Raw genomic sequence first — 25,591 nt, 5'->3', positions numbered from 1 at the left:
ACGCCTGGCGCTGTAACATTTAGGTCGCTGCACGGCTTCCCCCGCGATCGGTCCCGATTTACGAACCTGTGCAATCGAACGCCGATGGAGATGCCACCGGCAAATTGAGAACGAAGCGGCGATGCCGCTTCCTGCCCGTACTAATCTTGGGATTCGTCCGTTTTTGCGGCAGGAAGACCGCTGACGTCATCGGCAGCGCCAGATCGGCGCGCCCGCATCTGCTGCTTGCGGCGCATGAGGTTGTCGCGCAAGTTCCTGGCAAGACGCGCCTTTTTCAGGTCCGCCTCGGTCGTATCCTTTATCTTTTTCTGGCGCACCTTGCCATCCGCCTGCCGTTCGTCAGGCGGAGGCACCGCTTTGCCGCCTTCTTCGTCGTCTGTTTGCATGCCCATGCCATAGCGCAAAACCAGGGTCTTCGGAAGCGCCGGTGACTTTTCTCACAGCTCTTCGCGAAAAACTTCGAATTGCGGCTTGCACTCGCCGCTGAGCTATGGCAATAGCCCCCTCGCTTGATGCGGCTGACACACGAACCGGCCGCGAGATGCTGCTATAGCTCAGGGGTAGAGCACTCCCTTGGTAAGGGAGAGGCCGAGAGTTCAAATCTCTCTAGCAGCACCAGTTTTCTCTTAAAGAAATCAAATTGATACTCGCTCGTAGCACCGCGTGCTTTTGCGGTCTGCGAATGTTTTCGCCTGTCCTATCGCCCCAAACGAGCAGGATCTAGGGCGCCGCGAAAGACGCGCGCCAGGCCGCAGAATTTCTCATCGGATGCAATTTTCGCCTGCTGCCATCTGCGTTATGCTGCGATTCGGGCGCGCCCACGCCTCCCCCCTCCGATCGGGAAAGTAGATTCCATACCGGGCACTCTCATCATCGAACCGACTGTTGGGGCAATGCGCACAAGGAGGGACTGCGACGATCGCTCGTACCAGGAGGTTGCCGATGAAACTGACTGCACCGATCTACCATTTGAAACGCAGGGCGAAACGCCTGTGCCGTGAAGAAGCCATCCCGCTCCATGAAGCACTTGATCGCATTGCCGTTCAGGAGGGCTACTCCACTTGGAGCCTGCTTGCGGCACGACAAACGACTGCCGGCACCGCGGCGAGTATGCTTGCCCAGCTCGCTCCCGGAGATCTCGTGGTCCTCGGCGCACGCCCCGGCCAGGGCAAGACGCTGAAGAGCCTCGAGCTTGCCGTAGAGGCGATGAGGGCCGGCCATCGCGCCTACTTCTTCACACTGGAATATACCGTGACGGACGTCATCGAGCGTTTTGCGGCCATCGGGGCCGACCATGGCCGGTTTGCCCCGCTGTTCGAGATCGATTGCTCCGACACGATCAGCGCCGACCATATCGTCGGCAAGCTGTCCAAGGCCGATCCCGGCACGCTGGTGGTCGTCGATTACCTCCAGCTTCTCGATCAGCGACGTGACAATCCCGCTCTTGGCGATCAGGTGCGCAAATTGAGGGCATTCGCGCGGCAACGCGGGCTGATCATCATCTTCATCTCGCAGATCGATCGATCCTTCGAAGCCGCCGTGAAACCACTTCCGGACCTGGACGATATCCGGATGCCGAACCCCGTCGATCTCCGGCTTTTCGACAAGGCCTACTTCTTGAACAAGGGCGAAGCGAGGCTACTGGCGATAAACTGAAACAAGAGCCTGCCTCGCTGACACCCGGAACGTATTTCCCGATGCTGCGTTATCGTTTCAAAGGCAGCAACGCGGAGGCTTCTCAATGAAAGGTATCGTTCTCTGGCTTATGGGCGTGCCGCTCATCGTCATCATCCTTCTCTACATGTTCGTATTCTAGAGAAGCAAAATGCAACGGCAGGTTGGCAGATTAACGCAACCTTAAGATTCCACTGCCAGATTTGATATTGCGATGATGGACAATCGCAACATCTTTGATCCCCTTTTGAAACCGGCTCCTGCCGGTTTCTTTTTTTGCAAGATCGCTGAGCACGCGGCGTCGTTTGACTTAGGCGTTACTTGGCGGTCAGACCTTAACCGCCTGCTCAACGAAATCCTGCGAGCCAAAGAACTTGAGGTAGCGCTCGACCTCGGCCGGGTCACCGGTCGCCTTGCGCGGATTGTCGGAGAGTTTTACAGCCGGCCGGCCATCCGCCTCGCTGACCTTGCAGACGATCGAGATCGGACTGAGGCCGCTGATTTCCGTCGGCGCGCAACCGGCAAAATCATTGGTGAGGTTGGTGCCCCAGCCGAAGCTCATGCGCACGCGCCCCTCGAAGTGGCGGTACGTCTCGATGATCGTGTCGACGTCGAGACCATCGGAGAAGATCAGCAGCTTTTCCCGGGGATCCCGTCCCATCTTCTTCCACCAGGCGACGATTTTTTCGCCACCTTCGATCGGCGGCGCGCTGTCCGGCCGAAAGCCCGTCCAGTCCGCCACCCATTTCGGCGCGTCGCGCAGGAACGCCGCTGTGCCGAAGGCATCGGGCAGCACGATCAGGAGATTGCCGCCATAGAGTTGGTTCCAGTCCTGCAGCACCTTGTAGGGGGCGGCGGCCAGTTCCTTGTCGTTGCGGGCAAGGGCCGCGGCCACCATCGGCAATTCGTGTGCGTTGGTACCAAGCGCCTCCAGATCGTTGTCCATCGCGAGCAAGACATTGCTGGTCCCGGAGAACGAACTGCCAATCCCTTCCTTCAACGCCTCGACGCACCAGCGCTGCCAAAGGAAGCTGTGGCGGCGGCGCGTGCCGAAATCGGAGATCCTGAGGTTAGGGTACTGCCGCAGCCGCTCGACTTTGGACCACATCTTGGCCTTGGCGCGGGCATAGAGCACATCGAGGGTAAAGGGACCGAGGCCCTTCATCGCCGAGCGCGAGCGCAGCTCGTTGATGATCGCCAGCGCCGGGATCTCCCACATGGTGGTCTCCGCCCAGCGGCCGCGGAAGGTCAGCTCGAACTGGCCATCGCTGCGTTTCAGCTCATAATCCGGCAGGCGGAACTTGGCGAGCCAGGCGAGAAACTCCGGCGAGAAGATCTGCTTGCGGCCATAGAAGGTATTACCCGCAAGCCAGATCATTTCCTTCTTGGAGAAACGCAGTTCGCGTGCGTGATCGAGCTGCTCGCGCAGTTCCTGCTCGTCGATCTCGTCGGCGAGCCGCACCGTCTTCGTGCGGTTGATCAGCGAGAAGGTCGCATCGACATCCGGATAGAGCTGCCAGATCATCTGCAGCATCAGGAGCTTGTAGAAATCCGTGTCCAGCAGGCTGCGTACGATCGGGTCGAGTTTCCAGGCATGATTGTAGACGCGCCTGGCGATATCGGTCTTCGTCATCGGTGAAATTGCTCCTTCCTCTTGGGCGAGGCTAGATCATCTCGGCTAGTTCAGCTCGACGCCGGCATCACGCATACGCGTCACCATGGCATGAAGCGAGCCGTTGAGGTCGATGCCCCGACAGGCATCGAGAACGACCGTGGTCGAGAATCCCTGCGCCACCGCGTCGAGCGCGGAGAAGGCGACGCAGAAATCGGTCGCGAGCCCGCAGAGCGTCACCTTTTTGATACCGCGGTCCCTGAGATAGCCGGAAAGGCCGGTCGGCGTCCGGCGGTCGTTTTCAAAGAAGGCGGAATAGCTGTCGATTTGCGCGCGGAAACCCTTGCGGATCAAAAGTTCGGCGCGGGTCCATTCGAGCGCCGGATGGAAATCGGCGCCGGCGCTGCCCTGCACGCAATGATCCGGCCAGAGCGTCTGCGCGCCATAGGGCATGGCGATCATTTCGAAGGGATTTTTGCCGGGATGGCTGGAGGCAAAGCTGGAGTGGCCGGCCGGATGCCAATCCTGGGTCAGAACCACATGCTCGAAGCGGCCGATCAGCCCGTTAATCATCGGCACGATCTCGTCGCCGCCCGCAACACCAAGCGCTCCGCCCGGGCAGAAATCGTTCTGCACATCCACGACGATCAACGCTTTATCCGCCATCATTCACCTCTGGACGATCAACTGCTTATCGATCACCAAAATCGATTTAAGTCCAAGATCAATCACAGAATTTGAGCGACGACAAGCCAGTTCCGCAGGCTTCCGAGATCGGAAGGGCAGATAAGCAAAAAGGGCGTCGGCCATGGCCGACGCCCTCGAACAAATGCGATCGAAAACGATCAGTTTCCGAGATTGTTGATGTTATCTGCGATCGAGAAGCCGGAATTGGCGATGCCGACCGGCTGGGCGACGAAGTTCAGGAACTTCGAGAAATCGACCGACGGGTGACGCGAGGCATAGATGACGTCGCGGTTCTTGACCGGGAAGGTCTGGCCGACAATCAGGCTGTCCGGCTTGCTCATGTCAAAGCGGTAGACGATCGGGTAGCGCCCCACGCTGTCGGTCTTCATGCCCTTACGCAGCATTTCGTTGAAACGCTGCTGACCGAGCAGGCTCATGACCACATCAGGCTCTTCGTAACGGAAGATGAAATAGCCCTTCATGTCGAGCGTGTAGTCCGAGCCACCGCCCGCAAGGCCCATCGCCTCGAGCAGATTGAGATCGTTGGCGCCGAATTCGACGCGCTGGTTGGCCTTGACCGCACCGAGGATCGTGAAGCGGCGCGGATCGCGCGTCACGAAGATCTGGTCGCCCGGCTTGACGTGGATATTTTCCGACGGGTTCTCGATGATCGACTTCAGGAGAACCGTTCCGGTCTTCTTGCCGCGCACCAATGTGACGAAGGTCTCGTAGGGCTGCGCGACCGGGCCGCCGGCCTTGGCGATCACCTCGTTGATCGTTTCGTCGACGAGGCTCAGCGGCACCACCGACGATTTGCCGACGGCACCCGAAACCGTAACGTTACGCGAGGCGGTGCTCATGCTCGTGACGATGACGTCGGGCTCAACCGCCTTCTGCTTCAGCGCTTCCAGAATTTCCTGGCGCGCCTGCTCCAGTGTCAGGCCGGCAAACTTGACCGGGCCGACATAGGGGATGGCAGCCTTGCCATCCGGCTGAACGACGAGATCGATGCTCGTCTGCTTGGAGTCCTGCGTCGAGAACAAGCCGTCGCTGCCGGCTTCGAAGATCGAGACCTTAAGCTGGTCGCCAACGCCGATGACGACGCGGCCAACACCGCCGCCAATGCCGAAACGGCGATTAAGCGTCGAGGAGACATAATCGGAAACGAGACGCGCGGAGCGTCCGTCCACATCGACGATGTCGAAAACCGTTGCATTCTGGCGGCCGATCTCGGCGCCTGACTGGCCGGCGTCCTTGACGATCGCTCCGGCCAGCGGCCCTTCACCAGGCACAGCCTGGCACCCGACGAGGGCGGAACAAAGCAGAAGGGCACTGACTCGTTTCAACTACGACACTCCACATTCGGCACAGCCATGATTTTGCTCATGGTTCCGCGCCGCATCATCCCCCGGCAGGGAATTTCGCCGGTCTCTGAAAAGCACAATCGCCGTCCCACAACAAGTCACCTCAAGACCAAGACGGGCAATTTATTTGAGCCCGCGTCTTTCTGGTCATACCTTCGATACCTTGAGCGTGGTTTGTCGCCCAATCCGACTTGGACTGGCGTTGACAGCGTGTATATCTTCAGTCTTTGGGGTTGAAAGCTAGGGACTTTAAGTTAAAAGCTGACTAATGAGGCGGAACGAATATAGCTGGGGATAGCCCGCAAGCATGACGATTGGCGATTGCATTTCAACTTCCGCCGCGCAATCGCAGGTGCAACTTTAACGGCATTTTAGAGCGTTCGATCATACATGGCTGTTGAGATTATTGGGCGTGCATGCCTCGCCCCTGGAGCAGAATCGCCCTCGGCGTTGTTCAAACTTCTACGTCAGGGCAAGTGCACCGTCACCAGCATTCCATCGGATCGCTGGGACGTGGCGCGATTCTGGCATCCCGTCATGGGCACGCAGGGGAAGACCTATTCCTTCGCGGCCGGCGTGCTGGATCAACTCTATGATTTCGATCCGGCCGTCTTCGGCATGTCGCAGCGCGAGGCCATGTATATGGACCCGCAGCAGCGCGTGCTGCTCCAGCTCGCCTGGCGGGCGCTTGAAGACGCCAACATCTCGGCGACGTCGCTGCACGGCGAAAACGTCGGTGTCTATATCGGCGCATCGAGCCTCGACCACGCCAACCTGACGGTCGAGGATCCGGCCGCGGCTGGCCCGTACTTCATGACCGGCAACACCCTGTCGATCGTCTCCAACCGCATCTCGCACATCTTCGGCCTCAGCGGCCCGAGCATGACGGTCGACACCGCCTGTTCCTCCTCGCTGGTCGCCCTCGACCAGGCGATGCGGGCGCTCAACGCCGGGGAGATCGACACGGCGATCGTCGGCGGCGTCAACATCCTTGCCCACCCCCTGCCCTTCGTCGGCTTCGCCCAGGCACGCATGCTGTCGCCGGAAGGCCTCTGCCGCGCCTATGACAACGACGGCGCCGGCTACGTGCGCGCCGAAGGCGGCGTGGTCTTCGTGCTGCGCCGTTCCGACCGGGCGCGCCGCGAGAAAGACCGCAGCTATGCGCGCATCGTCGCGACCGGCGTGAATTCGGCCGGCCGCACCAACGGCATTTCGCTGCCGTCGCGCGAAGCCCAGGCCAACCTGCTGAGAGCGATCTACGAAGGAAACGGCATCGACGCCAATCAGGTGGCCTTCGTCGAAGGCCACGGTACCGGCACCAAGGTCGGCGACCCGGCGGAAGTCTGGTCGATCGGAACGGTCATCGGCGCCAAGCGCCGGGCGCCTGTGCCGATCGGCTCGATCAAGTCGAACATCGGCCATACGGAACCCGCCTCCGGCCTCTTCGGCATGCTGAAGGCCATGATGGCGCTTGAGAACAACTACCTGCCGGCTTCGCTGCATTTCGACACGCCAAACGAGCATATCGACTTCGATGGTCTGAACGTCCGCGTCACGGCAAACCCGATCGAGCTTCTGCGCGGCAAGCGCGCGCGCCTTGCCGGCATCAACTCGTTCGGCTTCGGCGGCGCCAATGCGCACGTCGTTATCAGCGACCCGGAACCGGCCGCCGATGAAAAGGCCGCAAACCCGTCGTCTTCGGGACATGTGTTCCTCGCAAGCGCTCATACGCAGTCGAGCCTGGAAGCCCTTCTCAAGGATTACAAGACCGCTTTCGCGCATGCTTCCAAGAGTGAAGCCCGTGCGATGATCGCCGCATCGGGTGCCAACCGCACCCATATGCGCCATCGGTTTGCCGCTCGCAGCGACCAGCCCGAAGATATCGTCCGTGCGATCGCCAGCCACCTGGAAAAGCCCGGCTCGGATATCGGTGAGGTGGGCGAGGCCGTCGTTCGCGACGCCAAGGTCGCGTTCGTGTTCTCCGGCAACGGCTCGCAATGGGCCGGCATGGGTGTGGAAGCCTTCCGCGAAAACCTGCATTTCCGCCAGTGTTTCACCTCGGTCAGCGCGCTGTTCAAGTTCCATTCGGATATCGCGCTCACCGATCTCCTGACCGATCCTGATCTCGACAAGAAGCTTGCCGACACCAAGATCGCCCAGCCGCTGCTGTTTGCGGTGCAGGCCGCCCTGTCGGATTCGCTGGTTGCCATGGGCATCAAGCCGGTCGCCGTCTTCGGTCACTCTGTCGGCGAAATCGCCGCCGCCTACGCGGCCGGCGCGCTGTCGCTCGTCGATGCCGTTTCGATCGTTGCGAAACGTTCGCTGCATCAGGACCTGCTTGCCGGCCACGGCACGATGGCGGCCGTCATGCTCGGTGAAGAGGCTGCTCGCGCCTTTGCCGAGGCTCGCGGTCTTGACGAACTCTGCGTTGCTGCGGTCAACGCGCATAATTCCGTGACGATCTCGGGCCCGGCCGACCAGATCTCGGCCTTCCGCGATGCCGCCCGCAAGGCGAAGATCCCGGTCCAGATCCTCGACATCAACTATCCGTTCCATCATCCGATCATCGATCGGGCGAAGGATGCCTTCCTCTCGGACATCCCCGATATCGCACCGCGCCGCACCGAACTCGCCTACCTTTCGACGGTCACGGGTGCCGCGCTCGAGGGCACGCAGCTCGATCCGGAATACTGGTGGAAGAACGTTCGCGAGCCGGTCCGCTTCCAGGCGGCTGCGGAAGCCGCGATCGAAATGGGCTGCCGCCTGTTCATCGAGATTTCGCCGCGCCCGATCCTGTCGTCCTACGTCAAGGAGACGATCAAGCAGGCAGCAGCCCCCTGCATGGTGGTGCCCACGCTGCTCAGAGACGTCGCCGAAAGCGGCCAGGATCCGATCTCGGCCGCGATGGCACGTGCCGTTGCGCACGGCGCCGTCGTGGATACGACCCGGGTATTCGGCAAGCGCAATGCATCGATCGCCCTGCCAAGCCTGCCCTTCGAGCCCGTCGAACTGCGCCCGGCGGCAACAACTGATGCCACCGACCTGTTCGGCCGGATTGCCAGACCATACCGCCTGACCGGCTGGCGCAGCGATCCGAACAGCGGCAGCTGGAAAAACCATATCGACGCCCATCTCTTCCCGGATCTTGCCGAACACGTGGTGGACGGCAAGGCGATCCTGCCGGGCAGCGGCTTCATCGAGATCGCCGTTGCTGCGGCACAGCAGTTCTATGGCAGCGAAGAAGTCGAGATCACCAATCTCGAAATCGTCCGGCCGCTGGAACTCAGCGACACAAAAATCATGGAGCTGTCGACCGTCCTTTCGCCAGAGACCGGCGACCTCGAAATCCGCTCGCGTGAACGGCTGTCGGAAGACGACTGGGCCGTGCACGCGGTTGCCCGCTGCCGCAAGCCGCTGCCGGCCGGGGACCGCGCCTATCCGTCGCTCGCAGGCCTCGCCAAGACGGCAACGGTGGCACCGGGTCGCGCCTATGAGACGGCGCGGCAATTCGGCCTCGACTACGGTCCTCGCTTCCAGCTGCTCGCAAAAGCGGTTGCCTATGGCGACCGCCTGGTCGATGTCGAGCTGAAGACGGCCGAAGCCACCGGACACCCGCTGGTCAGCTATGCCCTGAACCCGATCTCGGTCGATGCGACCTTCCACGGGCTGGTGGCGCTCTTCGACCGATTCACTGGCGACAAGAGCGGCGCACCCTATATTCCCGTCCGCTTCGGTTCGGTTCGTGTCGTCAATGGCGGCCTGCCGATCGCGCGCGCGATGATCGAAATTGAACGCGTCAGCACCAATTCGATCAAGGCGAAGTTCCACTTCTTCGGCCAGTCGGGCGAGCCGATCGCGCATTTCGAGGATTGCCGTTTCCGCCGCACCTATCTGCGCAAGCACAAGACGCTCGATGCGCTGTCCTTCCACTACGAGGCAGTACAATCGGAAGCCGCCCTGCCAAGCCTTCTGCGCAACAGCCTTGCGCCGGTATCGATCGCAATGCCGGCCGCCGGCGAGGCTGGTGTCGACAATGCGACGCTGCTCTTCAATGCCGCGATCTACCGCGCCTGCCAGGAGATCGCCCTCAAGCTCGGTAAGGGGCGTTCCACGATCCAGGGCGGCAATCTGCCTGGCGATTTCGCCTTCCAGTGTTTTCTGACGAGCTGCCTCTACGTGCTCGAAGATGCCGGGCTCTGTGAGCACAAGGATGGTGTGTGGACCGTCGCGCAGGAATTCAACCTGCCGAGCGTGCCTGAAATTCTGAGCGAACTTTACGGCGAGCGGCCTGACCGCGCCGTCGAGGCCGTGCTGATCAACAACGCCTATGCGGAAGCCCTTGCCCGCATCGATGCCTTGCATGCGGGCGACGAAGCGGCCTCGGGATCGAGCTTCATCAGCGACGCCACGATCGACCATCAGGCGGTTCATTCGGAGGCAAGCCGCCAGCGCATGGCCTTCGTGCTGGAGGCTGTCGAAACGGCGCTGTCGGCACAGTCCGCCGGAGCGCGCCTGCGCATCGTCGAACTCGGCAGCGTATCCGCCGGTTTCACTAAGCGTCTGGCCACTCTTGCCGAAAAGCATGGTGCAAGCCTCACCGTGTTCGAAGCACGCGATAACGCCCAGCGCGGCCTTGAGCTGGCCTTCGAAAACGACGCCCATGTACACATCCTCAAGAAGGGCGAACTCGCGACGCTTGCGGCCTTCGATCTTGCTGTCAGCGCGTCCGACGCGTTCTACGGCCTGATCGAGGACGATGTGGCGGTTCGCACAGCGTTGCGCACGGCACTGCGCCCTACGGGTGGGCTGATTGCCGCGGTCAGCGCGCCATCGCTGTTCAACGACTTCGCGCTTGGCCTGTCCGAGGGCTGGTTCGCGCGCAGCCAGACGGCGGAGTTTCCGATCGGCAACCTCGCGGCGGCGCCGCACTGGCAGAAATGCCTCGACGATCTCGACCTGCGGGACACCGACATTGCCGACCGCGAATGTGCAAGCGGCAACGTCATCCTGCTCGAAGCGCGTGGCGCAGCAACTGCTGCCGCAGACGCGGCGGTGCCGGCATCCGTCCCCCACCTCCTGCTGGAGATCGCGGGGCGCGAGCAGCGCGAGCCCTCTGATTCAGCCATTCGTGTCAGCCTGACCGGCGATGCGGCTGCGGACAAGGCCGCGCTCCTGCCAGCCTTCGAGACGCTGGGGGGCCAACCGCTTCGGGCAGTCTTCCTTGCCTTGCCGGCGGCCGCGTCGCGCACCGACGATTCCGCCTCTCTACAAACACAGATCCTCGCGCTCGGCACGTTTGCCGAAGCATTGCGCCAGCATATCGGCGGTGCGGAGCCAGCGGAGGACAAACGGCCCCGTCTCCTGCTTGTCGCGCCCGGCGGCGCACCGATCGCCAGCCGGACGGTCGGCGAGGCGGTCGCAAGCGACGGCGTCAATGCCGGCCTCTGGGCTTTCGCACGCGTGCTTCAGAACGAATACGAGTTCCTCGACGTCCACTCGCTCGACATCGACGGTTCGCCGACGACGGATGCTCAGATGGCTGCGGCATTGCCGCTGCTTGGCGCGATGGGAGTAAACCGCGAATGGCTGCTCGAAGGCGAAGCTGGCGCTGCGCTTTCGGAGATCCGCGCCGTGCCTGGCCCAGTCGACAATGGGCACGCGGCAACGGCTGACTTCAAGGCTGCAACCATCCGCCAGCGCGTCAGCTCTCAGGTGGGCAGCATCGTCTGGGAAGAAAGCGACATCCCCTCGGCAGGCCCGGGTGAAGTCGTCGTCGCGGTCGCAGCCACCGGCCTCAACTTCCGCGACGTAATGTGGGCGATGGGCCTTCTGCCGGAAGAGGCGCTCGAAGACGGCTTCGCAGGCGCGACGATCGGCATGGAGCTTTCCGGCCACGTGGTCGCGGTCGGCGACGGCGTCGATGACCTCGCCGTGGGCGATGCCGTCATGGCGATTGCATCCTCCGCCTTCTCGACCCACGCGGTCGTTTCGCGCGCCGGCGTCGCCAGGTTGCCGCAATCGGTCAGCCCCGTCGCCGCGGCGACGGTTCCGGTCGCGTTCCTGACTGCCTATTACGCGATGGTCGAGCTTGGACGGATCCAGCCTGACGAAACGATCCTCATCCATGGCGCCGCCGGCGGCGTCGGCCTTGCCGCGCTGCAGGTCGCAAAGCTGAAGGGCGCCAGGATCATCGCCACGGCAGGATCGCGCGAGAAGCGTCGCTTCCTGTCGATGCTGGGTGCCGATCACGTCTTCGATTCCCGTTCGCTCGATTTCGTCAACGACGTTCGCGCCGTGACGGGCGGTGAAGGCGTCGATCTCGTGCTCAACTCGCTGTTCGCCGAGGCCATGGAGCAGAGCCTGGCGCTGGTGAAGCCCTTTGGCCGCTTCCTTGAGCTTGGCAAGCGCGACTATTACGCCGACAGCAAGATCGGCCTTCGGCCGTTCCGCCGCAATGTCAGCTATTTCGGCATCGACGCCGACCAGTTGCTGGTCAATCAGCCGAAGCTGACCAAGCGGATCTTCACCGAGATCGGTGCGCTGTTCGAAGACGGCAAGCTGACGCCGCTTCCCTATCGCGCCTTCGACTTCGACGAGATCGGCAACGCCTTCCGACTGATGCAGAATGCCGGGCATATCGGCAAAATCGTCGTGCTTCCTCCGGTCGCCGGCACGCATCGCGTTGCCAAGCGTCCGCATGGCGGCATGAAGGTCGATCCGAACGGCATGCATCTCGTCGTCGGCGGCATCGGCGGTTTCGGCCTGGCTGCCGCCAACTGGCTCGTCGAAAAGGGTGCGACGAAGGTCGCGCTCTGCTCACGCCGCGGCCTGGCGGACGCCGAAACGACGGCAATGATCGAAGCTTGGACGAAGGCTGGCGTATCCGCCACGGTTCATGCCTGCGACGTCACCGATCCGGCAGCGACGGAGCGCCTGCTCAAGACGTTGCGCGCCGTGGCACCGCTGCGCTCGATCGTCCATGCCGCGATGGTGCTCGACGACGCGCTGATCAGCAACCTCAACCGCGAGCGAAACCGGCCGGTCATCGACACCAAGGCCAAGGGTGCCGCGGTTCTCGATCAACTGACCAGCAACGACAAGATCGACAACTTCATCCTGTTCTCATCGGCGACGACACTCGTCGGCAACCCCGGACAGGCGAATTACGTCGCAGCCAACGGCTATCTCGAAGGTCTCGCCCGCGCCCGTCGCGCACGCGGCCTTGCGGGTCTCGCCGTCGGGTTCGGCGCCATCGCCGACAGGGGCTATCTGGTCCAGAACACGGATGTGAACGACATCCTCGCCAAGCGCATCGGCAAGACCGCGCTGAAGGCGCAGACGGCACTCGACATGGTCGAGAGCCACCTGGCCTTCGATCCGGGCACCGTCGATGCGGCAACCGTGATGATCTCGGAGATCGACTGGTCGGCGGCACGCAATCTGCCTGTCGCCAAGAACGCGCTCTTCGAAGTCATCCTGCGCAGCGCCGACCAGCATGCGACGGGCGGCGAAGGCACCAAGATGGACCTCGTCGTGATGATCGAGGGCAAGTCGCCGCAGGAAGCCGAAGACATTCTCTTCGACCTCGTCGCCGGCGAAATCGCCGCAATCCTGCGCGTATCGAAGGATACGGTCACGCGCAGCAAGGTTCTGAAGGAAATCGGGCTCGACAGCCTCATGGCCGTCGAACTCGGCATGAGCTTCCAGCAGAACACCGGCTTCGACATGCCGCTCAGCGGCGTCGCCGACAACACGACGGTTGGCGATGTCGCCCGCAAGCTCTATGAGAAGGTGAGCAAGCGCGACCAGAGCGACGATGCCGAGCCCGCCGACGACAAGATTGTCAGCGAACTTGCGCAGCGGCACGTCGGAACGGCGAAGGAAAAAGCACAAGGCCAATGAGCACGAACGGAAACGGTCCAGGCGCATCCAAGATGACCAGCAGCCTCAAAGAGAACCTGCTGGACCGGATGAGAAACACGCATCAATCCTCCGAGCGCAACCGCATGGCGCGCTCGGAGCGGGAGATGCCGCCGCCGGCGCGCCGGCAGCAGGCCCGTTTCGAAGACCTGCCGGAATACAAGCAGGTGATGACGCAGAAGTTTGCAAGCGAACAGCTCGGCATCGCCAATCCGTTCTATCGTGCCCATCAGACGGCCGCCGGCGCGACCACCGTCATCGATGGCCGCAAGCTGATCAACTTCGCCTCCTATGACTATCTTGGCCTCAATCGCCATGCGGAGGTGCTTGCGCGGGCACGCGATACCATCGGCACCTTCGGCATTTCCGCCTCGGCGAGCCGCCTCGTCGCCGGCGAGCGTCCGGTGCATGTGGCGCTGGAAGAGAAGATCGCCGACTTCTATGGCGTCGATGCCGCCGTCTGTTTCGTCAGCGGCTATCTCACCAATGTCGCCGCCATCAGCTGCCTGATGGGACCGAAGGACCTCGTCGTCCACGACGAGTTCATCCACAACAGCGCCCTTGCCGGCGTCAAGCTCTCGGGCGCGACACGACGCCTGTTCAAGCACAATGACGTCGCCGACCTCGAACACGTGCTGCGCACGGTCGCCGGCGACTATCGCCGCATCATGGTCATCGTCGAGGGCATCTACTCGATGGACGGCGACGTCGCCGACCTGCCGGCGCTTCTGAAGCTCCGGGCCGAATATGGCTTCTGGCTGATGGTCGACGAAGCGCATTCGCTCGGCGTTCTCGGCAAGACCGGCCGCGGGCTTGCAGAGCATTTCGGCGTCGATCCCCGCGAGATCGACATCTGGATGGGCACGCTCTCCAAGACCACGTCGAGCTGCGGCGGCTACATCGCCGGCAGCGAAGCGCTGGTCGAGGTGCTGAAGGCATCGGCCGGCGGCTTCGTCTACAGCGTCGGCCTTGCGCCGGTTCTGGCGGCCGCGGCAACCACAAGCCTGGAGGTGCTGGAACGGGAGCCGACGCGCACGGCGGCGCTGCGCCGCAACGGCGCGCTCTTCCTCAAGCTTGCCAAGGAAGCGGGGCTCGACACCGGCCTCAGCAGCGGATTTTCCGTGGTTCCGGTTCTGGTTGGCGATTCCCTGCGTGCGGTGCAGCTGTCGAACGACCTGCTTGCCGAAGGGGTCAATGCGCTGCCGATCATCCACCCGGCGGTCCCGGAAGGCCTGGCTCGGCTGCGCTTCTTCATCACCAGCGACCACACGGAAGAGCAGATCCGGCGCACGGTAACACTCACGGCCGAGCGTCTGGCCGACCTTACCGAACGCAACTTCGGCCTTGGCGGCATCGACATCGACCAGATGATGAAAGCGCTCTCGGCGCGCTGACCCGATCGCATTTGCTGCCGGGTCAGGTGGTCGCGGAAGCAGAGCCGCTTCGCACTCTCCCGAACTCTGGAGCGGAATACCAGCATGGCGCATGTGATCATTACCGGTGGCTCGAGCGGTATCGGATTTGCGGTCGCATCGATCTACGCGGCGCGCGGGGCGCGCCTCTCGCTGATTGCCCGCTCCCGTGGCCTCCTGGAAGGCGCGCAGGCAAAACTTATCGCATCCAGTGGGGCGAACGCCGACAGCATCCGGATCGAGGCCGCCGACGTCGCGGTGGAAAGCGACGTCGAAGCGGCCATTCGTCGGTGCGAACAGGCCTTCGGCCCCTGCGACATCCTGGTGGCATCGGCCGGCATCGTCGAACCCGGCCGGTTCGAGGAGCTCGACAGCGCCTCGTTCCGGCAGCAGATGGACACCAACTTCTCCGGCACGGTGCATGCGGTCCGGGCGGTCTATGACAGCATGAAGCGGCGCCGGCGGGGCCGGATTATGATGATCTCGTCCGGCGCAGGGCTACTCGGCATCTATGGTTATTCGGCCTATTGCGCCTCCAAGTTCGCCGTGCACGGCTTCGCCCAGGCGCTGCGTTCAGAAGCCCGTCCGCACGGCGTCAGTGTCTCCGTCTGTTTTCCGCCGGATACGGAAACGCCGCAGTTTCAGCGCGAGCTGGCGGCGCGACCGCCGGAAGCGGCCACGATCATGGGCACGGTCCGGCCCTGGCCGGCCGAAGCGGTGGCCAAGCGGATCGTCAAGGGAACCGACCGCGGCCGGTTCGAAGTCTATTTCGGCACGACATTGTTTCTACTTGGACGCTTCGCTCCCGCCGTTCGTCCCCTGCTCAACTGGTGGTTCGACCGGGCGATTGTGCGGTGCGGCAACACGGCGACGCATAATCGTGGAGTGTCCGAGCACCGGACCTGACGGTGCTTGTACCTAGCATCGATAAGATCTAAGTGTCGGGCGGACGCTGTGCCGCATAAAGCGGCATCGGCCGGCATGAAGACATGAAGGTTTCCGCTTGGCGTTGCTTCCCTTTCAGCTGCACGACTATCCGATAACACTGACGCTTAGTTGTTATCTGCTGTCCTGCGCGGTGATCTTCTTCACCGACCGTTTCGCCCTGCCGAAGCGGGAGCGGCGCGCCAATCCTTCGCCTTTCGGACGCACGCAGGACGTGATCGACGTGCTTGCCCGCCTACCTGTCATCGCTCTGGTCTTTGCCGGTTTCTTCGCCGGATCCTGGCGTCCGCTCTATGCGGCGGCGGGCACGATGAGCTTCTTCATCATCTTCACCGGCATTTCCCGCGCCAAGTTCAAGTTCATCCGTGAACCGCTGATCTTTTCCGACATCGCGCTGGTCGTCGACGTGTTCAAGTACAAGACGATCTTCTATGCGAGCTCACTGAACGTCGTCTTCTGGACCGTCGCCTTCCTCTACGTCTTTGGCGTTTCCGGCCTCTACATGTACTTCGAGCCGGCGATTCTGCCGGACCGGGGGAAGGCCTTCTGGATCCTCGTGATGCTCGGCATCGCCTATGGTCCCTGGCTCCTGCTCTTCTACGGCCCGGTGAACCGCCCGACGGCCGCGCTGGTACAGCGGCTGCTCAAGGTCCTCGACGTCAAGATGAACACGGTGCGCTTCGGTACCTTCGGCTCGGTCGTCTTCCGTTTCATCATCTGGCTCGGTGTGCGTCGCGAAAAGATCGTCGCGGATCTCTCCAAGATCGTCCGGGCCGCCGTGCAGGATCTGATCGGTGACGACGGCTCGCCGCTGATCGTCGTCTGGCAATCGGAATCCTTCATCGACATGCGGCACTTCGGCGTCGATACGCTGAAACTGCCGACGCTCGACCGGCTGCGGCGCGAGGCGGTTCAGTGGGGCCGGCTCAGCAGCGTGTTCGAAGGCGGCTATACGCTGCGCACCGAATTCGCCGTGATCAGCGGCCTGGTGCCCGACGATATTCATGTCGACGCCAGCTATCCCTATCTGCGCGCATCGCACTATGCCGACGTCGTCTGGCCCGGAAAGTTGAAGCGTGCCGGCTGGAATACCCACTTCATCCATCCTTATGACCGGACCTTCTTCCTCAGGCACAAGGCGATGCCGCAGCTCGGCTTCTCCAAGCTGACGATGCTCGACGGTTTCGACCATCGCCCAGAGCGAGACGGACCCTACGTCTCCGACGAGAAGCTCGCGGCGAAGGTGATCGACGCAAGCGAGAAGCTGCCCGAAGACGAAAGCGGCTTCATCTTCGTCGCATCCATGGCCAATCACGGTCCATGGGAGCCGGGCCGCGTCGGCGACCTCACCAATCCCGTCGACATCTATCTGGCCATCCTCGAGCAGTCCGATGCGGCGCTCAACACATTGAGCGAACACCTCGACAAGCTCGACCGTCCGGTCTGGCTCGTGTTCTACGGCGATCACGCACCGCTGCTCAAATCCTTCGCCGACCCCTTCCCGGATCCGCGCACCGACTATCTGATCGTGCCGCTCGCCAAGGCGAAGCGGTCGTCCCATAAGCCGGCCGAACCGAGCAGCGTCGAGGCCTGGAACCTGATTGAGGCGCTTCTCAACCACGCGAACCTGAGAAAGGATACGCTGCGCTAGCGGCGGTCTGCGGATGGAGAACGCTTCGACGACATCGGCCGGTGGGGCCGCACGGCCGAGACAGCGGGTCTTCCTGTTCCTGCAGGGCCCCTCCTCGCCGATCTTCCGCAAGATCGCCGACCGGCTCGAAGCCCTCGGCCACCGCTGCCTGAGGATCAATCTGAACGTCGGCGACCAGATCTTCTGGCGCCGCAAGGGCGGCTTCAACTATCGCGGTACGGCGGCCGCCTGGCCTGGCTATCTCGAGACATTCATCGCCACCCACGGCGTCACCGACATGCTGCTGCTTGGCGAAGAGCGGCCTTATCACCAGGCAGCGACTGCCGTCGCCCATCGCGCCGGCGTCAGTGTCGCCATTATCGAAATGGGCTATCTGCGGCCGGACTGGCTGACGCTCGAGCGCAACGGCATGTCGTCGAACTCCCATTTTCCGAACGACGCCGGTCAGATCCTTTCGGCAGCGTCAAACCTGCCGGAGCCGGACTGGCGCAAGCGCTACAGCCAGACGTTCCTCGCCGATGCGAGCTACGATCTGCTCTACAATCTGCCGAACGTCTTTTTCTGGTTCCTGTTTCCGCACTACCGCCGTCACGGGATTTTCCATCCGCTCGCCGAATACGCGGGCTGGGTGCGCCGGCTGCTCTCCGAGAAGCGGCGCAACGCGGAAGCGGTGGCGACCGTTGCGCAGCTCCTTTCGGACGATGCCCCCTACTTCGTCTATCCGCTTCAGCTCGAAACCGACTTTCAGCTCAGGGCGCATTCGCCCTTCCACAGCCAGAAGGATGCAATCGCTGACGTCCTGACCTCGTTCGGCGCCTTTGCCGCGCCGAATGCACGCCTGGTCTTCAAGGTGCATCCGCTCGACAACGACCTGGTCCCGTGGCGCAGCTTCATCGAGCAGCGAGCAGCGGCGCTTGGCTTGAGAGGGCGCGTCTTCTACCTGGACGGCGGAAATCTCGATACGCTTGGCGAGGCGAGCGCCGGCATGGTCACGGTGAATTCGACGGCCGGATTGCACGCCCTGAAGCAAGGGCGGCCGGTCAAAGTGCTCGGCACTGCCGTCTTCGATATTGCCGGTCTGACCGACCAGCAGCCACTCGACGGTTTCTGGCAGGCGCCCCAGGCGCCGGAGCCTGAACTTAGTGTCGCAATGTTCCGCCTGCTTGCCGCGTCGATCCAGGTGCGCGGCAACCTTTATTCCCGCGCCGGAACCGATGCCGGCGCGGAAGCGATTGCCCGGCGGCTGAACGAAAGCAGCCTCAACGAACCTGGCGCCTTTATTGACCCCGCGCCGCGCCAAAAGCCTGCGAAACGCGCGCCTTCCGCTTCCCGCCAAGGGTAGCCGTTTTCACATCGCGGGGACCTAGCGCGGCGCGAGCGCTGCGGCGATGGCGGCGACCAGCATCAGGCCGGTCGCGGCCAAGGGCAGCGCGGAAAAACCTGCCCCGCCATAAACCACGCCGAAACCAAGCGTTCCCAAAAAGAGCGACAGATAGGTGACGCCGCTGTTCAGCCCCATGATCGCGCCACGCCTTGTGGGATCGAGCCCCGTCAGCCGCATGATCAGCACGTTGAGACCGAAATGGTTGGCAAGGCCCCAGAAAAAGACGACGACCAGCATGGCCGTGTAGGAGCTACTCACGGCGGCCATCGCCGCATAGACGCCGGCGACGACGAGAAAAATCAGAGGCAGCAACCTGCCAGCGCCGAAGCGGTCGATCAGCCGGTCGAGTAGTGCCGCCGCACCGAAGCCGAAGCCGTAGGAAACGGCCACGAGGCCATTGGCGCTGAGGGGCAACCCGAGCGCTGCGTGCAGGTGTTCGCCGATATAGGCATAAACGCCGTAGAAGGCGGCCATGAAGGCGGCACAGGCGATCAACAGCGGTCCGGCGCCACGCACGCCAAGCGCTGCGAGCGGCGACGTCGTCTTGCCGGCCAGTCCTTCCCGCACCGGCGCGAGCCTGACGGCAGCGCAAGCAACCAGTGTGGCTACGGCAACGACGAAGTAAACGGCGCGCCATCCTCCGAAGTCAGCAATCGCTGCCGATAGCGGCACGCCGGCCACCATGCTGAGCGTCCAGCCGGTCAGCACCAGGCCGATCGTCTCGCTCTCCCGTCCGGCCGGCGCGATCACTGAGGCCAGCGTGTAGATCGACGGAAGCGCAATGCCGGTGGCGACGCCGACAACGAGTTGGGCGGCGACCAGGAACGCCAGCATGGGCGCAAGCGCGCTACCGGTGAGCCCGGCGGCCAGAAGCAACAGCGCGGCAGCCAGAATGCGATGGGGGCCGTACCGGTCGATGAAGCGGCCAAGGAAGATGGCGCTGACGGCCGTGCCCAGTCCGAAGGCGGCCGAAGCGACCATTACCGATGGAACATCCGTGCCGAGGCTCCGCGCCACCTCCGGCGCGATTGGTCCGAGCGCCAGCGAGTTGGAGCCGATGACGCCGATGCAGACGGTCAGGACATAGGCGAAGGGCGGGATGCGCGCCCTGTCGATCGAGGTCCTGTCGATCGAATCTGGCGAAATTTGTTGATTGATGTTCGTCATTCCTCCATTTTTGCAGAATGAAATTCAGCAACAAGAGGAATTCTCGGTATGGATCAAAATACAGATGACGTTCGGCGGAAGCGTCCGCCGGAGCGCGACCTCGACGCGATGGACCGAAAACTATTAGGCGTCCTCGTCGAGGACGCGACCACGAGCTATGCCGAGCTTGGCGAACGCGTCGGACTTTCGCCGCCGGCGGCCCATGAACGGGTGAAGCGGCTCCGGCGTTCGGGCGCGATCCGCCGCGTGTCGGCGCTCATCGATCCGGACGCGGTCGGAAAGACGCTGCTTGCCTTCGTCCATGTCGACACGACCGGCTGGGGCAAGACGCAGGCGCTGCTTGCGATCGAGGAATGCCCTGAAGTGGAAGAGATCCACTCGGTCGCCGGCGACACCTGCATGCTGCTCAAGGTGCGCACAGAAAGCACGCATGCGCTCGAAGGGCTTCTGGCGCGGCTCTACGACACGCCCGGCGTCAAGGCGACGCGCAGCTATGTGGTGCTTTCCACCTATCTGGAACGGCCGGTGCAGCCGGGCACGACGAGCGACTGGCCCGCCGTGGTGAAGGGGTAGGCTGCTTTCGCCAGGCGGAGGGCCGCCTTGGCAGTCTCAGACGACGCCAGCGCGCAGCAGATCATGAATATGCAGGATGCTGACCGGCGCCCCGCCGTCGTCGACGACGAAGAGCACGGTCACCTTATGCTGCTGCATGAATTCCATGGCGCCGCTTGCAAGCACGTCGCCGCGGATCACGCGCGGATTGCGCGACATCACCGCCTCGACCGGTTGCAGCAGCAGGTCGCCGGACATGTGACGACGCAGGTCGCCGTCGGTGATCACGCCGGCCAGCTTGCCGCCATCGTCGATGATGCCGACGACACCGAAACCCTTGGACGACATCTCGATCAGCGCCTCGCTCATCGGGCGTCCGACGCTGAGAAGCGGCATCTGGGCGCCGTCATGCGCCAGCTCGCGAACAAGCCGCAACTGCGCGCCGAGCTTGCCGCCCGGATGAAAAGTCTTGAAATCCTCGGCCGAAAAGCCGCGCCGCTCCAAAAGCGCGATGGCGAGCGCGTCGCCGATGGCGAGTTGCAGCATGGCCGAGGTCGTCGGCGCGAGGCCGTGCGGACAGGCTTCCTGAACCTTCGGCAAGACGATCGGCACTTCCGAGTTGCGGGCAAGCACGCTGTCGCGGTTGGCGCAGATCGAGACGATCGGCACGTTGAAGCGCTTGGCATAGGTGAGCATGTTGGCAAGCTCGGCCGTCTCGCCCGACCAGGAGAGCAGGATCAGCACGTCCTGCGAGGTGACCATGCCGAGGTCGCCATGGCTCGCTTCGGTCGGGTGCACGAAGTAGGCGGATGTTCCGGTCGATGCCAGCGTGGCTGCAATCTTGCGGCCGATATGGCCGCTCTTGCCGACGCCGGAGACGACGACGCGCCCCTGGCTTTCGCCGATCAGTTCGACGGCTTCGACGACGCTGCGCGCAAAAACTTCGTCAGCGCCAAATTGGTCCGCCAGCGCCTTGATGCCGGCCATCGCGGTCGTCAGCGTCCGGCCGATCGACTCCAAAGCCGCAAGTGCAGTGCGATCATCCGCCGATGCATGTCTCAAACCCATGATGACCCCAATTCTGCGAAGACTTAAGCAACAGGCACGAATTTGCCCGCCAGACCATTGACGGCAGATAAGCGCTTTTTCTTGGCAAACCAAGTCTTGGAAGCAGAGTTCGGGGGAAAACTGGCGTGAACCGCGGCGTTTTCGTCAGCCGGCGCGCTTTTCTTCCATTTCCAGCGGCATCGACTTGTCGGCCGCGAATTCTTCGAGCGTCATCGAATCAAGAATGGCGGCAACGGCATCACGGACCGTCGTCATCGACACCCGCACCTGACAGGTCTCGGGATCGTTACAATCTTCGCAGACCTCGTAGGCCGTGCGGCTCGCACAGCGGATCGGCGCAAGCGGCCCGTCCAGCGTGCGGATCACGTGACCGATACGGATTTCCGAAGCGGGCCGCGAGAGCGAGTAGCCGCCGCCAGGCCCCTTTTTCGAGCGCAGCATGCCGGCGTTGCGCAGCTCAAGCAGGATCGTGTCCAGGAACTTCTTCGGGATATTGTTGCGCTGCGCGATCTCGGTAATGAAGGCAGTTTCCCCCGGCTCCAGCCGAGCAAGATCGACCAAGGCCTTCAGTCCGTACTTTCCCTTCTTCGTCAGCATTCCGGCACGCTTTCCCTGCGGCGGCACCCCAGAAAACGGGAATCATCCGCGCAAATGCAAATATATATTGGCATAGCACAAGAAACGTACTGCCAACATATAATTATAGTGGGGAATTGACCGATGTCGCGGGCAATTGCGTGCGGCCGATGCGGCAAGATTTGCGGATGTCTTCGCGGTGGATGCGGGAGAAAAGCCGAAACCGGCTTTTCTCATCCGCTTCAAGTGCGGCTTCAGGCAGCGGCGCTGTGGTTCTGCCGCTTGGCCTGGACGGCCTGGTGGGCCAACAGCTGCCGGATTGCGGCGCGCGCTTCATCGGCCGAGCCGAAGCGCTTCGCGTCCAGGTCCCAGACGTGATACTTCACCGCCAGGAACTTGAAGCGATCTTCATCCGGGACAACAACGCCGACGGCTTCGCCGCCAAATTCGATAACCTGCTTGCTCATACAAATAACGCTCCATCCACGCTGTCGGCGCGGAAACTTTCAATTTCGGCAAAAGATAAAGTTCGAGGGGTTCGAAGGTCACATTCGGCAAAGATTGCGAATGAGCCATTTTTTCTCTGTTGCGCGACAAAGGAGACGCGTGCCGAAGAAGGCGGCGGTCGAGACGGTTTCGGACATGTCACACTCCTTTGGCTGGCCCGGCATCAGCAATGCCGGAGCGTTCGATGAACAACCGTGAGGCGGACTCCCCGCGTTCACGTAGTGGCAAACTAGAATAATCTACCAATTCCGTCAATTAAAAAGATGAAGACGCAGAAAAAATTTCTTCACCCTTTAAATTCAAGGGGCGATGTACGCAAAATCCATCCACCCGTTCCGGAGCCGGAGACCTACGCTATTTAGGAAGCGAAGAATCAGTCTGCAAGGCACGGGTGGATAAAGACAGCACATTCGGACAAAAAAGGGGCGGCCCGTCGGGCCGCCCCTTCACGTTTTGTGTTCCAGTGCCGGATGTCAGGCAGCAGGCGTGCCCGCCTGCGGCGTGGTTGTGCCACCGCGGGATGCTTCGCGATCCTTCCACCAGCGATTGAGGAACAGCAGGATCGGGCCGCCGATATAGATCGACGAGGTCGTTGCCACGATCACGCCGAAGATCATCGGCCAGGCGAAGCTCTTGACGGCATCGCCGCCCCAGATCGCCATCGGCACCAGCGAGAAGGCCGTCGCCATCGAGGTGAAGATGCATCGCGCGATCACCTGGTTGATGCTCATGTCGATGAGATCCGAGAACGGCATCGACTTGTACTTCCTGAGGTTCTCGCGCATGCGGTCATAAACCACGACCTTGTCGTTGACCGAGTAGCCGATCATCGTCAGGAGCGCGGCGATGGCCGTCAGGTTGAAGTCGATGCCTGTCAACGCAAAGAAGCCGATCGTCTTGGTGATGTCGAGCAAGAGGACCGCGATCGCGCCGACGGCGAAGTGCCATTCGAAGCGGAACCAGATGTAAAGCAGGATCGCCACCATCGCGAGACCGACAGCGAGGAAGCCCGAACGGGCAAGCTCGGTGCTGACGGTCGGGCCGACGACTTCGGTGCGCTCGAAGCTCGCATCCGGGATCGTCTGGACGACGGCATCCTTGATGCGGTTGAGCGCTGCCGTCTGTTCCTGCTCGCCGCCCGGCTGGCGCTGGACGCGGATCAGGACCGATTTGTCCTGGCCGAATTCCTGCAGCGCCACTTCGCCGATGTTGAGCGCTTCGAGATTGTGGCGAAGCGTCGGAAGGTCGAGCGTGTTCTTCGAGGTGGTTTCGACCTGGATACCGCCGACGAAGTCGATGCCGTAGTTGAGGCCGGGCGTGAAGAACAGCACCACCGAGCTGACCGACAGGAAGGCGGACATGCCGATGGCGACGAAGCGGCCCTTCATGAAGGAGAAGGACGGAAGCTTCGGAACCTTGCCGAACAGCGACGGGATCTCGAGCTTCTTCATCTTCCGGCGGACGACGACCTCACGCATCATCAGGCGAACGACGGTGATCGAGGTGAACATCGAGATGATGATGCCGAGCATCATGGTGACGGCAAATCCCTTGACCGGGCCGGAGCCGAAGGCGAACAAGAGCACGGTGCCCGAAAGCGTCGTGACGTTACTATCGATGATGGTCGCGTAGGCCTTGTTGAAGCCGATATCGAGCGCCTTCATCGCGCCGGCACCCGCTTCCGTTTCTTCACGGATACGCGCGTTGATCAGGATGTTGGCGTCCACCGCCATGCCGATGCCGAGAATGATACCGGCTATACCCGGCAAGGTCAGCGTCGAGCCGAGCATGGCGAGAAGCGCGATGGTCAGGATCGTGTGCAGCACCAGGCCGACATTGGCGATCATGCCCCAGGCGCCGTAGAGCACGACCATGAGGGTGACGACGAGCGCGAAGCCGGCAAGACCGGTGTAGATGCCCATGCGGATCGAGTCGGAACCGAGGTTCGGGCCGACGGAGCGTTCCTCGATAACGGTGAGCGGTGCCGGAAGCGCGCCGGAGCGCAGCAGCGCCGACAGAACGGTCGCTTCCTGTGCGGTGAAGTTGCCGCTGATCTGGCCGTTGCCGCCGATGATCGGCTCGCGGATAACAGGAGCCGTCAGGACCTTGCCGTCAAGAACGATCGCGAAGGGCCGGCCGACGGCAGCCTGGGTGATTTCCGCGAACTGGCGGGCACCGAGCGTGTCGAAGGTGAAGGACACGATCGGTTCGTTGGTGCGCTGGTCGAAGCCGGCCTTGGCATCGGCCAGGCGCTCGCCCGAAATCGCGACGCGGCTTTCGACCGCATATTTGTTGTTGTCGTGGGCGCCCGGCAGAATGTCGACGCCGCGCGGCGCCGGCTGGTTGGGATCCACGGTCTGGTCCACCATGTGGAAGCTCATCTGCGCGGTCGAGCCCAAGAGCTGGCGCAGTGCCGTCGGATCCTCGAGGCCCGGAAGCTGGACGAGAATGCGGTCGGAACCGACACGCTGGATCAGCGGCTCGGCAACGCCGACGGTGTCGACGCGCTGGCGGATGATCTCGAGGCTCTGTTCGACGGCCTTGGTGGTGCGGTCGGCAAGGCCGGCCTCTGTCATCGCGATGTTGATGCTGTCGCCGTTCTCGGTCACCTCGATATCGGAAGCCGCGCCGCCGAAACCAAGCGTGCCGACAGGGGCCGCCAGCTCTTTCAGCTTCGGCAGAACCTTTTCGCGGTCGGCCGGATCTTCGATCTTCACGGTAACGGTATCGCCGGCGATGCGGGCCGAGGAGGCCGAGATGCGCTCGGCGCGGAGCGCCCGGCGCGTATCGTCAAGCAGGGTTTCGAGCCGAGCTTTGCGAAGGCCGGCAGCATCGACTTCGAGCACGAGGTGCGAGCCGCCCTTGAGGTCGAGGCCGAGGGTTACCGGCTTGACCGGCAGCCAGCCTGCAAATTGTTCACGTTGTGCCGGCGTCAGCACGTTCGGAAGCGCCGCGATACATCCGAAGATGATCACGACGACATAGACGAGAATCGCCCATTTCGATGTACGCATGTTGTGGTTCCAGAAGAGCCTGCGCGGGCACGGGGCGCGTCGTCAGGGCTTGTTTCAT

At 62.6% G+C, this 25,591-nt stretch carries 16 protein-coding genes and 1 tRNA gene; 8 read left to right on the top strand and 9 right to left on the bottom strand.

The window, feature by feature from the left end:
- Positions 1–140 precede the first annotated feature (140 nt).
- The gene (locus ASD63_RS15935; RefSeq protein WP_210333152.1) at positions 141–386 is read right to left on the bottom strand and encodes a hypothetical protein; all 246 of its coding nucleotides are present in this window, start codon (positions 384–386) and stop codon (positions 141–143) included.
- 157 nt (positions 387–543) lie between these two features.
- Between ASD63_RS15935 and ASD63_RS15930 the strand changes: the two genes are divergently transcribed.
- Together ASD63_RS15930 and ASD63_RS15925 are read left to right on the top strand one after the other, a co-directional pair.
- Positions 544–618: transfer RNA gene (locus tag ASD63_RS15930), tRNA-Thr, on the top strand.
- Between the two features lie 324 nt (positions 619–942).
- A complete protein-coding gene (locus ASD63_RS15925; protein ID WP_034797013.1) occupies positions 943–1,656 on the top strand; it encodes a DNA helicase in 714 nt (237 codons plus the stop codon).
- A 346-nt stretch (positions 1,657–2,002) separates the two neighbouring features.
- Here the strand turns inward: ASD63_RS15925 and pncB are convergent, their stop codons facing one another.
- The 3 genes from pncB to ASD63_RS15910 all read right to left on the bottom strand — a co-directional run bounded on the left by pncB (position 2,003) and on the right by ASD63_RS15910 (position 5,319).
- Positions 2,003–3,307, bottom strand: coding sequence for a nicotinate phosphoribosyltransferase (pncB, locus tag ASD63_RS15920; protein WP_034797014.1), 1,305 nt, complete (start codon positions 3,305–3,307; stop codon positions 2,003–2,005).
- Positions 3,308–3,352: 45 nt separating this feature from the next.
- Positions 3,353–3,952: a bifunctional nicotinamidase/pyrazinamidase gene (gene pncA, locus ASD63_RS15915; RefSeq protein WP_034797595.1), complete on the bottom strand. Its 600-nt coding sequence runs from the start codon at positions 3,950–3,952 to the stop codon at positions 3,353–3,355.
- Positions 3,953–4,131: 179 nt separating this feature from the next.
- Positions 4,132–5,319, bottom strand: coding sequence for a polysaccharide biosynthesis/export family protein (locus ASD63_RS15910; protein WP_034797015.1), 1,188 nt, complete (start codon positions 5,317–5,319; stop codon positions 4,132–4,134).
- A 408-nt stretch (positions 5,320–5,727) separates the two neighbouring features.
- On the opposite strand from ASD63_RS15910, the gene ASD63_RS15905 reads away from it, so the two are divergent.
- The 5 genes from ASD63_RS15905 to ASD63_RS15885 all read left to right on the top strand — a co-directional run bounded on the left by ASD63_RS15905 (position 5,728) and on the right by ASD63_RS15885 (position 18,607).
- Complete coding sequence (locus ASD63_RS15905; protein WP_060529515.1) at positions 5,728–13,239, top strand: type I polyketide synthase; 7,512 nt, start codon at positions 5,728–5,730, stop codon at positions 13,237–13,239.
- Positions 13,236–14,651, top strand: a complete 1,416-nt coding sequence (locus tag ASD63_RS15900) for an aminotransferase class I/II-fold pyridoxal phosphate-dependent enzyme (RefSeq protein WP_034797019.1) — start codon at positions 13,236–13,238, stop codon at positions 14,649–14,651. Before ASD63_RS15905 ends, ASD63_RS15900 begins: the two co-directional genes overlap by 4 nt.
- 84 nt (positions 14,652–14,735) lie before the next feature.
- Positions 14,736–15,575, top strand: a complete 840-nt coding sequence (locus ASD63_RS15895) for an SDR family oxidoreductase (RefSeq protein ID WP_051659368.1) — start codon at positions 14,736–14,738, stop codon at positions 15,573–15,575.
- A 97-nt stretch (positions 15,576–15,672) separates the two neighbouring features.
- Positions 15,673–17,265, top strand: coding sequence for an LTA synthase family protein (locus tag ASD63_RS15890; RefSeq protein WP_034797021.1), 1,593 nt, complete (start codon positions 15,673–15,675; stop codon positions 17,263–17,265).
- 13 nt (positions 17,266–17,278) lie between these two features.
- The gene (locus ASD63_RS15885; protein WP_034797028.1) at positions 17,279–18,607 is read left to right on the top strand and encodes a capsule biosynthesis protein; all 1,329 of its coding nucleotides are present in this window, start codon (positions 17,279–17,281) and stop codon (positions 18,605–18,607) included.
- A 21-nt stretch (positions 18,608–18,628) separates the two neighbouring features.
- Here ASD63_RS15885 and ASD63_RS15880 read toward each other — a convergent pair whose 3' ends face one another.
- A complete protein-coding gene (locus tag ASD63_RS15880; protein WP_034797030.1) occupies positions 18,629–19,816 on the bottom strand; it encodes an MFS transporter in 1,188 nt (395 codons plus the stop codon).
- 48 nt (positions 19,817–19,864) lie between these two features.
- On the opposite strand from ASD63_RS15880, the gene ASD63_RS15875 reads away from it, so the two are divergent.
- Complete coding sequence (locus tag ASD63_RS15875; protein WP_034797032.1) at positions 19,865–20,389, top strand: Lrp/AsnC family transcriptional regulator; 525 nt, start codon at positions 19,865–19,867, stop codon at positions 20,387–20,389.
- A gap of 36 nt (positions 20,390–20,425) precedes the next feature.
- Here ASD63_RS15875 and ASD63_RS15870 read toward each other — a convergent pair whose 3' ends face one another.
- From ASD63_RS15870 to secD, 4 genes are all read right to left on the bottom strand, one after another.
- Positions 20,426–21,436 carry a KpsF/GutQ family sugar-phosphate isomerase gene (locus tag ASD63_RS15870; protein WP_034797034.1) on the bottom strand — a complete coding sequence of 337 codons (1,011 nt, stop codon included), beginning with the start codon at positions 21,434–21,436 and terminating at the stop codon, positions 20,426–20,428.
- 144 nt (positions 21,437–21,580) lie between these two features.
- A complete protein-coding gene (locus ASD63_RS15865; protein WP_034797035.1) occupies positions 21,581–22,033 on the bottom strand; it encodes an Rrf2 family transcriptional regulator in 453 nt (150 codons plus the stop codon).
- Between the two features lie 233 nt (positions 22,034–22,266).
- Positions 22,267–22,479 (bottom strand): hypothetical protein, encoded by a 213-nt coding sequence (locus tag ASD63_RS15860; protein WP_034797039.1) that lies wholly within the window; start codon positions 22,477–22,479, stop codon positions 22,267–22,269.
- Between the two features lie 513 nt (positions 22,480–22,992).
- Positions 22,993–25,533, bottom strand: a complete 2,541-nt coding sequence (gene secD / locus ASD63_RS15855; RefSeq protein ID WP_034797042.1) for a protein translocase subunit SecD — start codon at positions 25,531–25,533, stop codon at positions 22,993–22,995.
- Between the last annotated feature and the right edge of the window lie 58 nt (positions 25,534–25,591).

The organism is Ensifer sp. Root558 (genome assembly GCF_001427045.1).
GTDB lineage: Bacteria > Pseudomonadota > Alphaproteobacteria > Rhizobiales > Rhizobiaceae > Ensifer > Ensifer adhaerens.
The sequence above is the reverse complement of the archived record's forward strand: the minus strand, read 5'-3'. Positions and strand labels throughout refer to the sequence as shown.

Bases quoted from the DNA above. Each gene is read 5' to 3' on its own strand.
- ASD63_RS15935 (WP_210333152.1), bottom strand. From the start codon at position 386: ATGCAAACAGACGACGAAGAAGGCGGCAAAGCGGTGCCTCCGCCTGAC.
- ASD63_RS15925 (WP_034797013.1), top strand. From the start codon at position 943: ATGAAACTGACTGCACCGATCTACCATTTGAAACGCAGGGCGAAACGC.
- pncB (WP_034797014.1), bottom strand. From the start codon at position 3,307: ATGACGAAGACCGATATCGCCAGGCGCGTCTACAATCATGCCTGGAAA.
- pncA (WP_034797595.1), bottom strand. From the start codon at position 3,952: ATGGCGGATAAAGCGTTGATCGTCGTGGATGTGCAGAACGATTTCTGC.
- ASD63_RS15905 (WP_060529515.1), top strand. From the start codon at position 5,728: ATGGCTGTTGAGATTATTGGGCGTGCATGCCTCGCCCCTGGAGCAGAA.
- ASD63_RS15900 (WP_034797019.1), top strand. From the start codon at position 13,236: ATGAGCACGAACGGAAACGGTCCAGGCGCATCCAAGATGACCAGCAGC.
- ASD63_RS15895 (WP_051659368.1), top strand. From the start codon at position 14,736: ATGGCGCATGTGATCATTACCGGTGGCTCGAGCGGTATCGGATTTGCG.
- ASD63_RS15885 (WP_034797028.1), top strand. From the start codon at position 17,279: ATGGAGAACGCTTCGACGACATCGGCCGGTGGGGCCGCACGGCCGAGA.
- ASD63_RS15880 (WP_034797030.1), bottom strand. From the start codon at position 19,816: ATGACGAACATCAATCAACAAATTTCGCCAGATTCGATCGACAGGACC.
- ASD63_RS15875 (WP_034797032.1), top strand. From the start codon at position 19,865: ATGGATCAAAATACAGATGACGTTCGGCGGAAGCGTCCGCCGGAGCGC.
- ASD63_RS15870 (WP_034797034.1), bottom strand. From the start codon at position 21,436: ATGGGTTTGAGACATGCATCGGCGGATGATCGCACTGCACTTGCGGCT.
- ASD63_RS15865 (WP_034797035.1), bottom strand. From the start codon at position 22,033: ATGCTGACGAAGAAGGGAAAGTACGGACTGAAGGCCTTGGTCGATCTT.
- ASD63_RS15860 (WP_034797039.1), bottom strand. From the start codon at position 22,479: ATGAGCAAGCAGGTTATCGAATTTGGCGGCGAAGCCGTCGGCGTTGTT.
- secD (WP_034797042.1), bottom strand. From the start codon at position 25,533: ATGCGTACATCGAAATGGGCGATTCTCGTCTATGTCGTCGTGATCATC.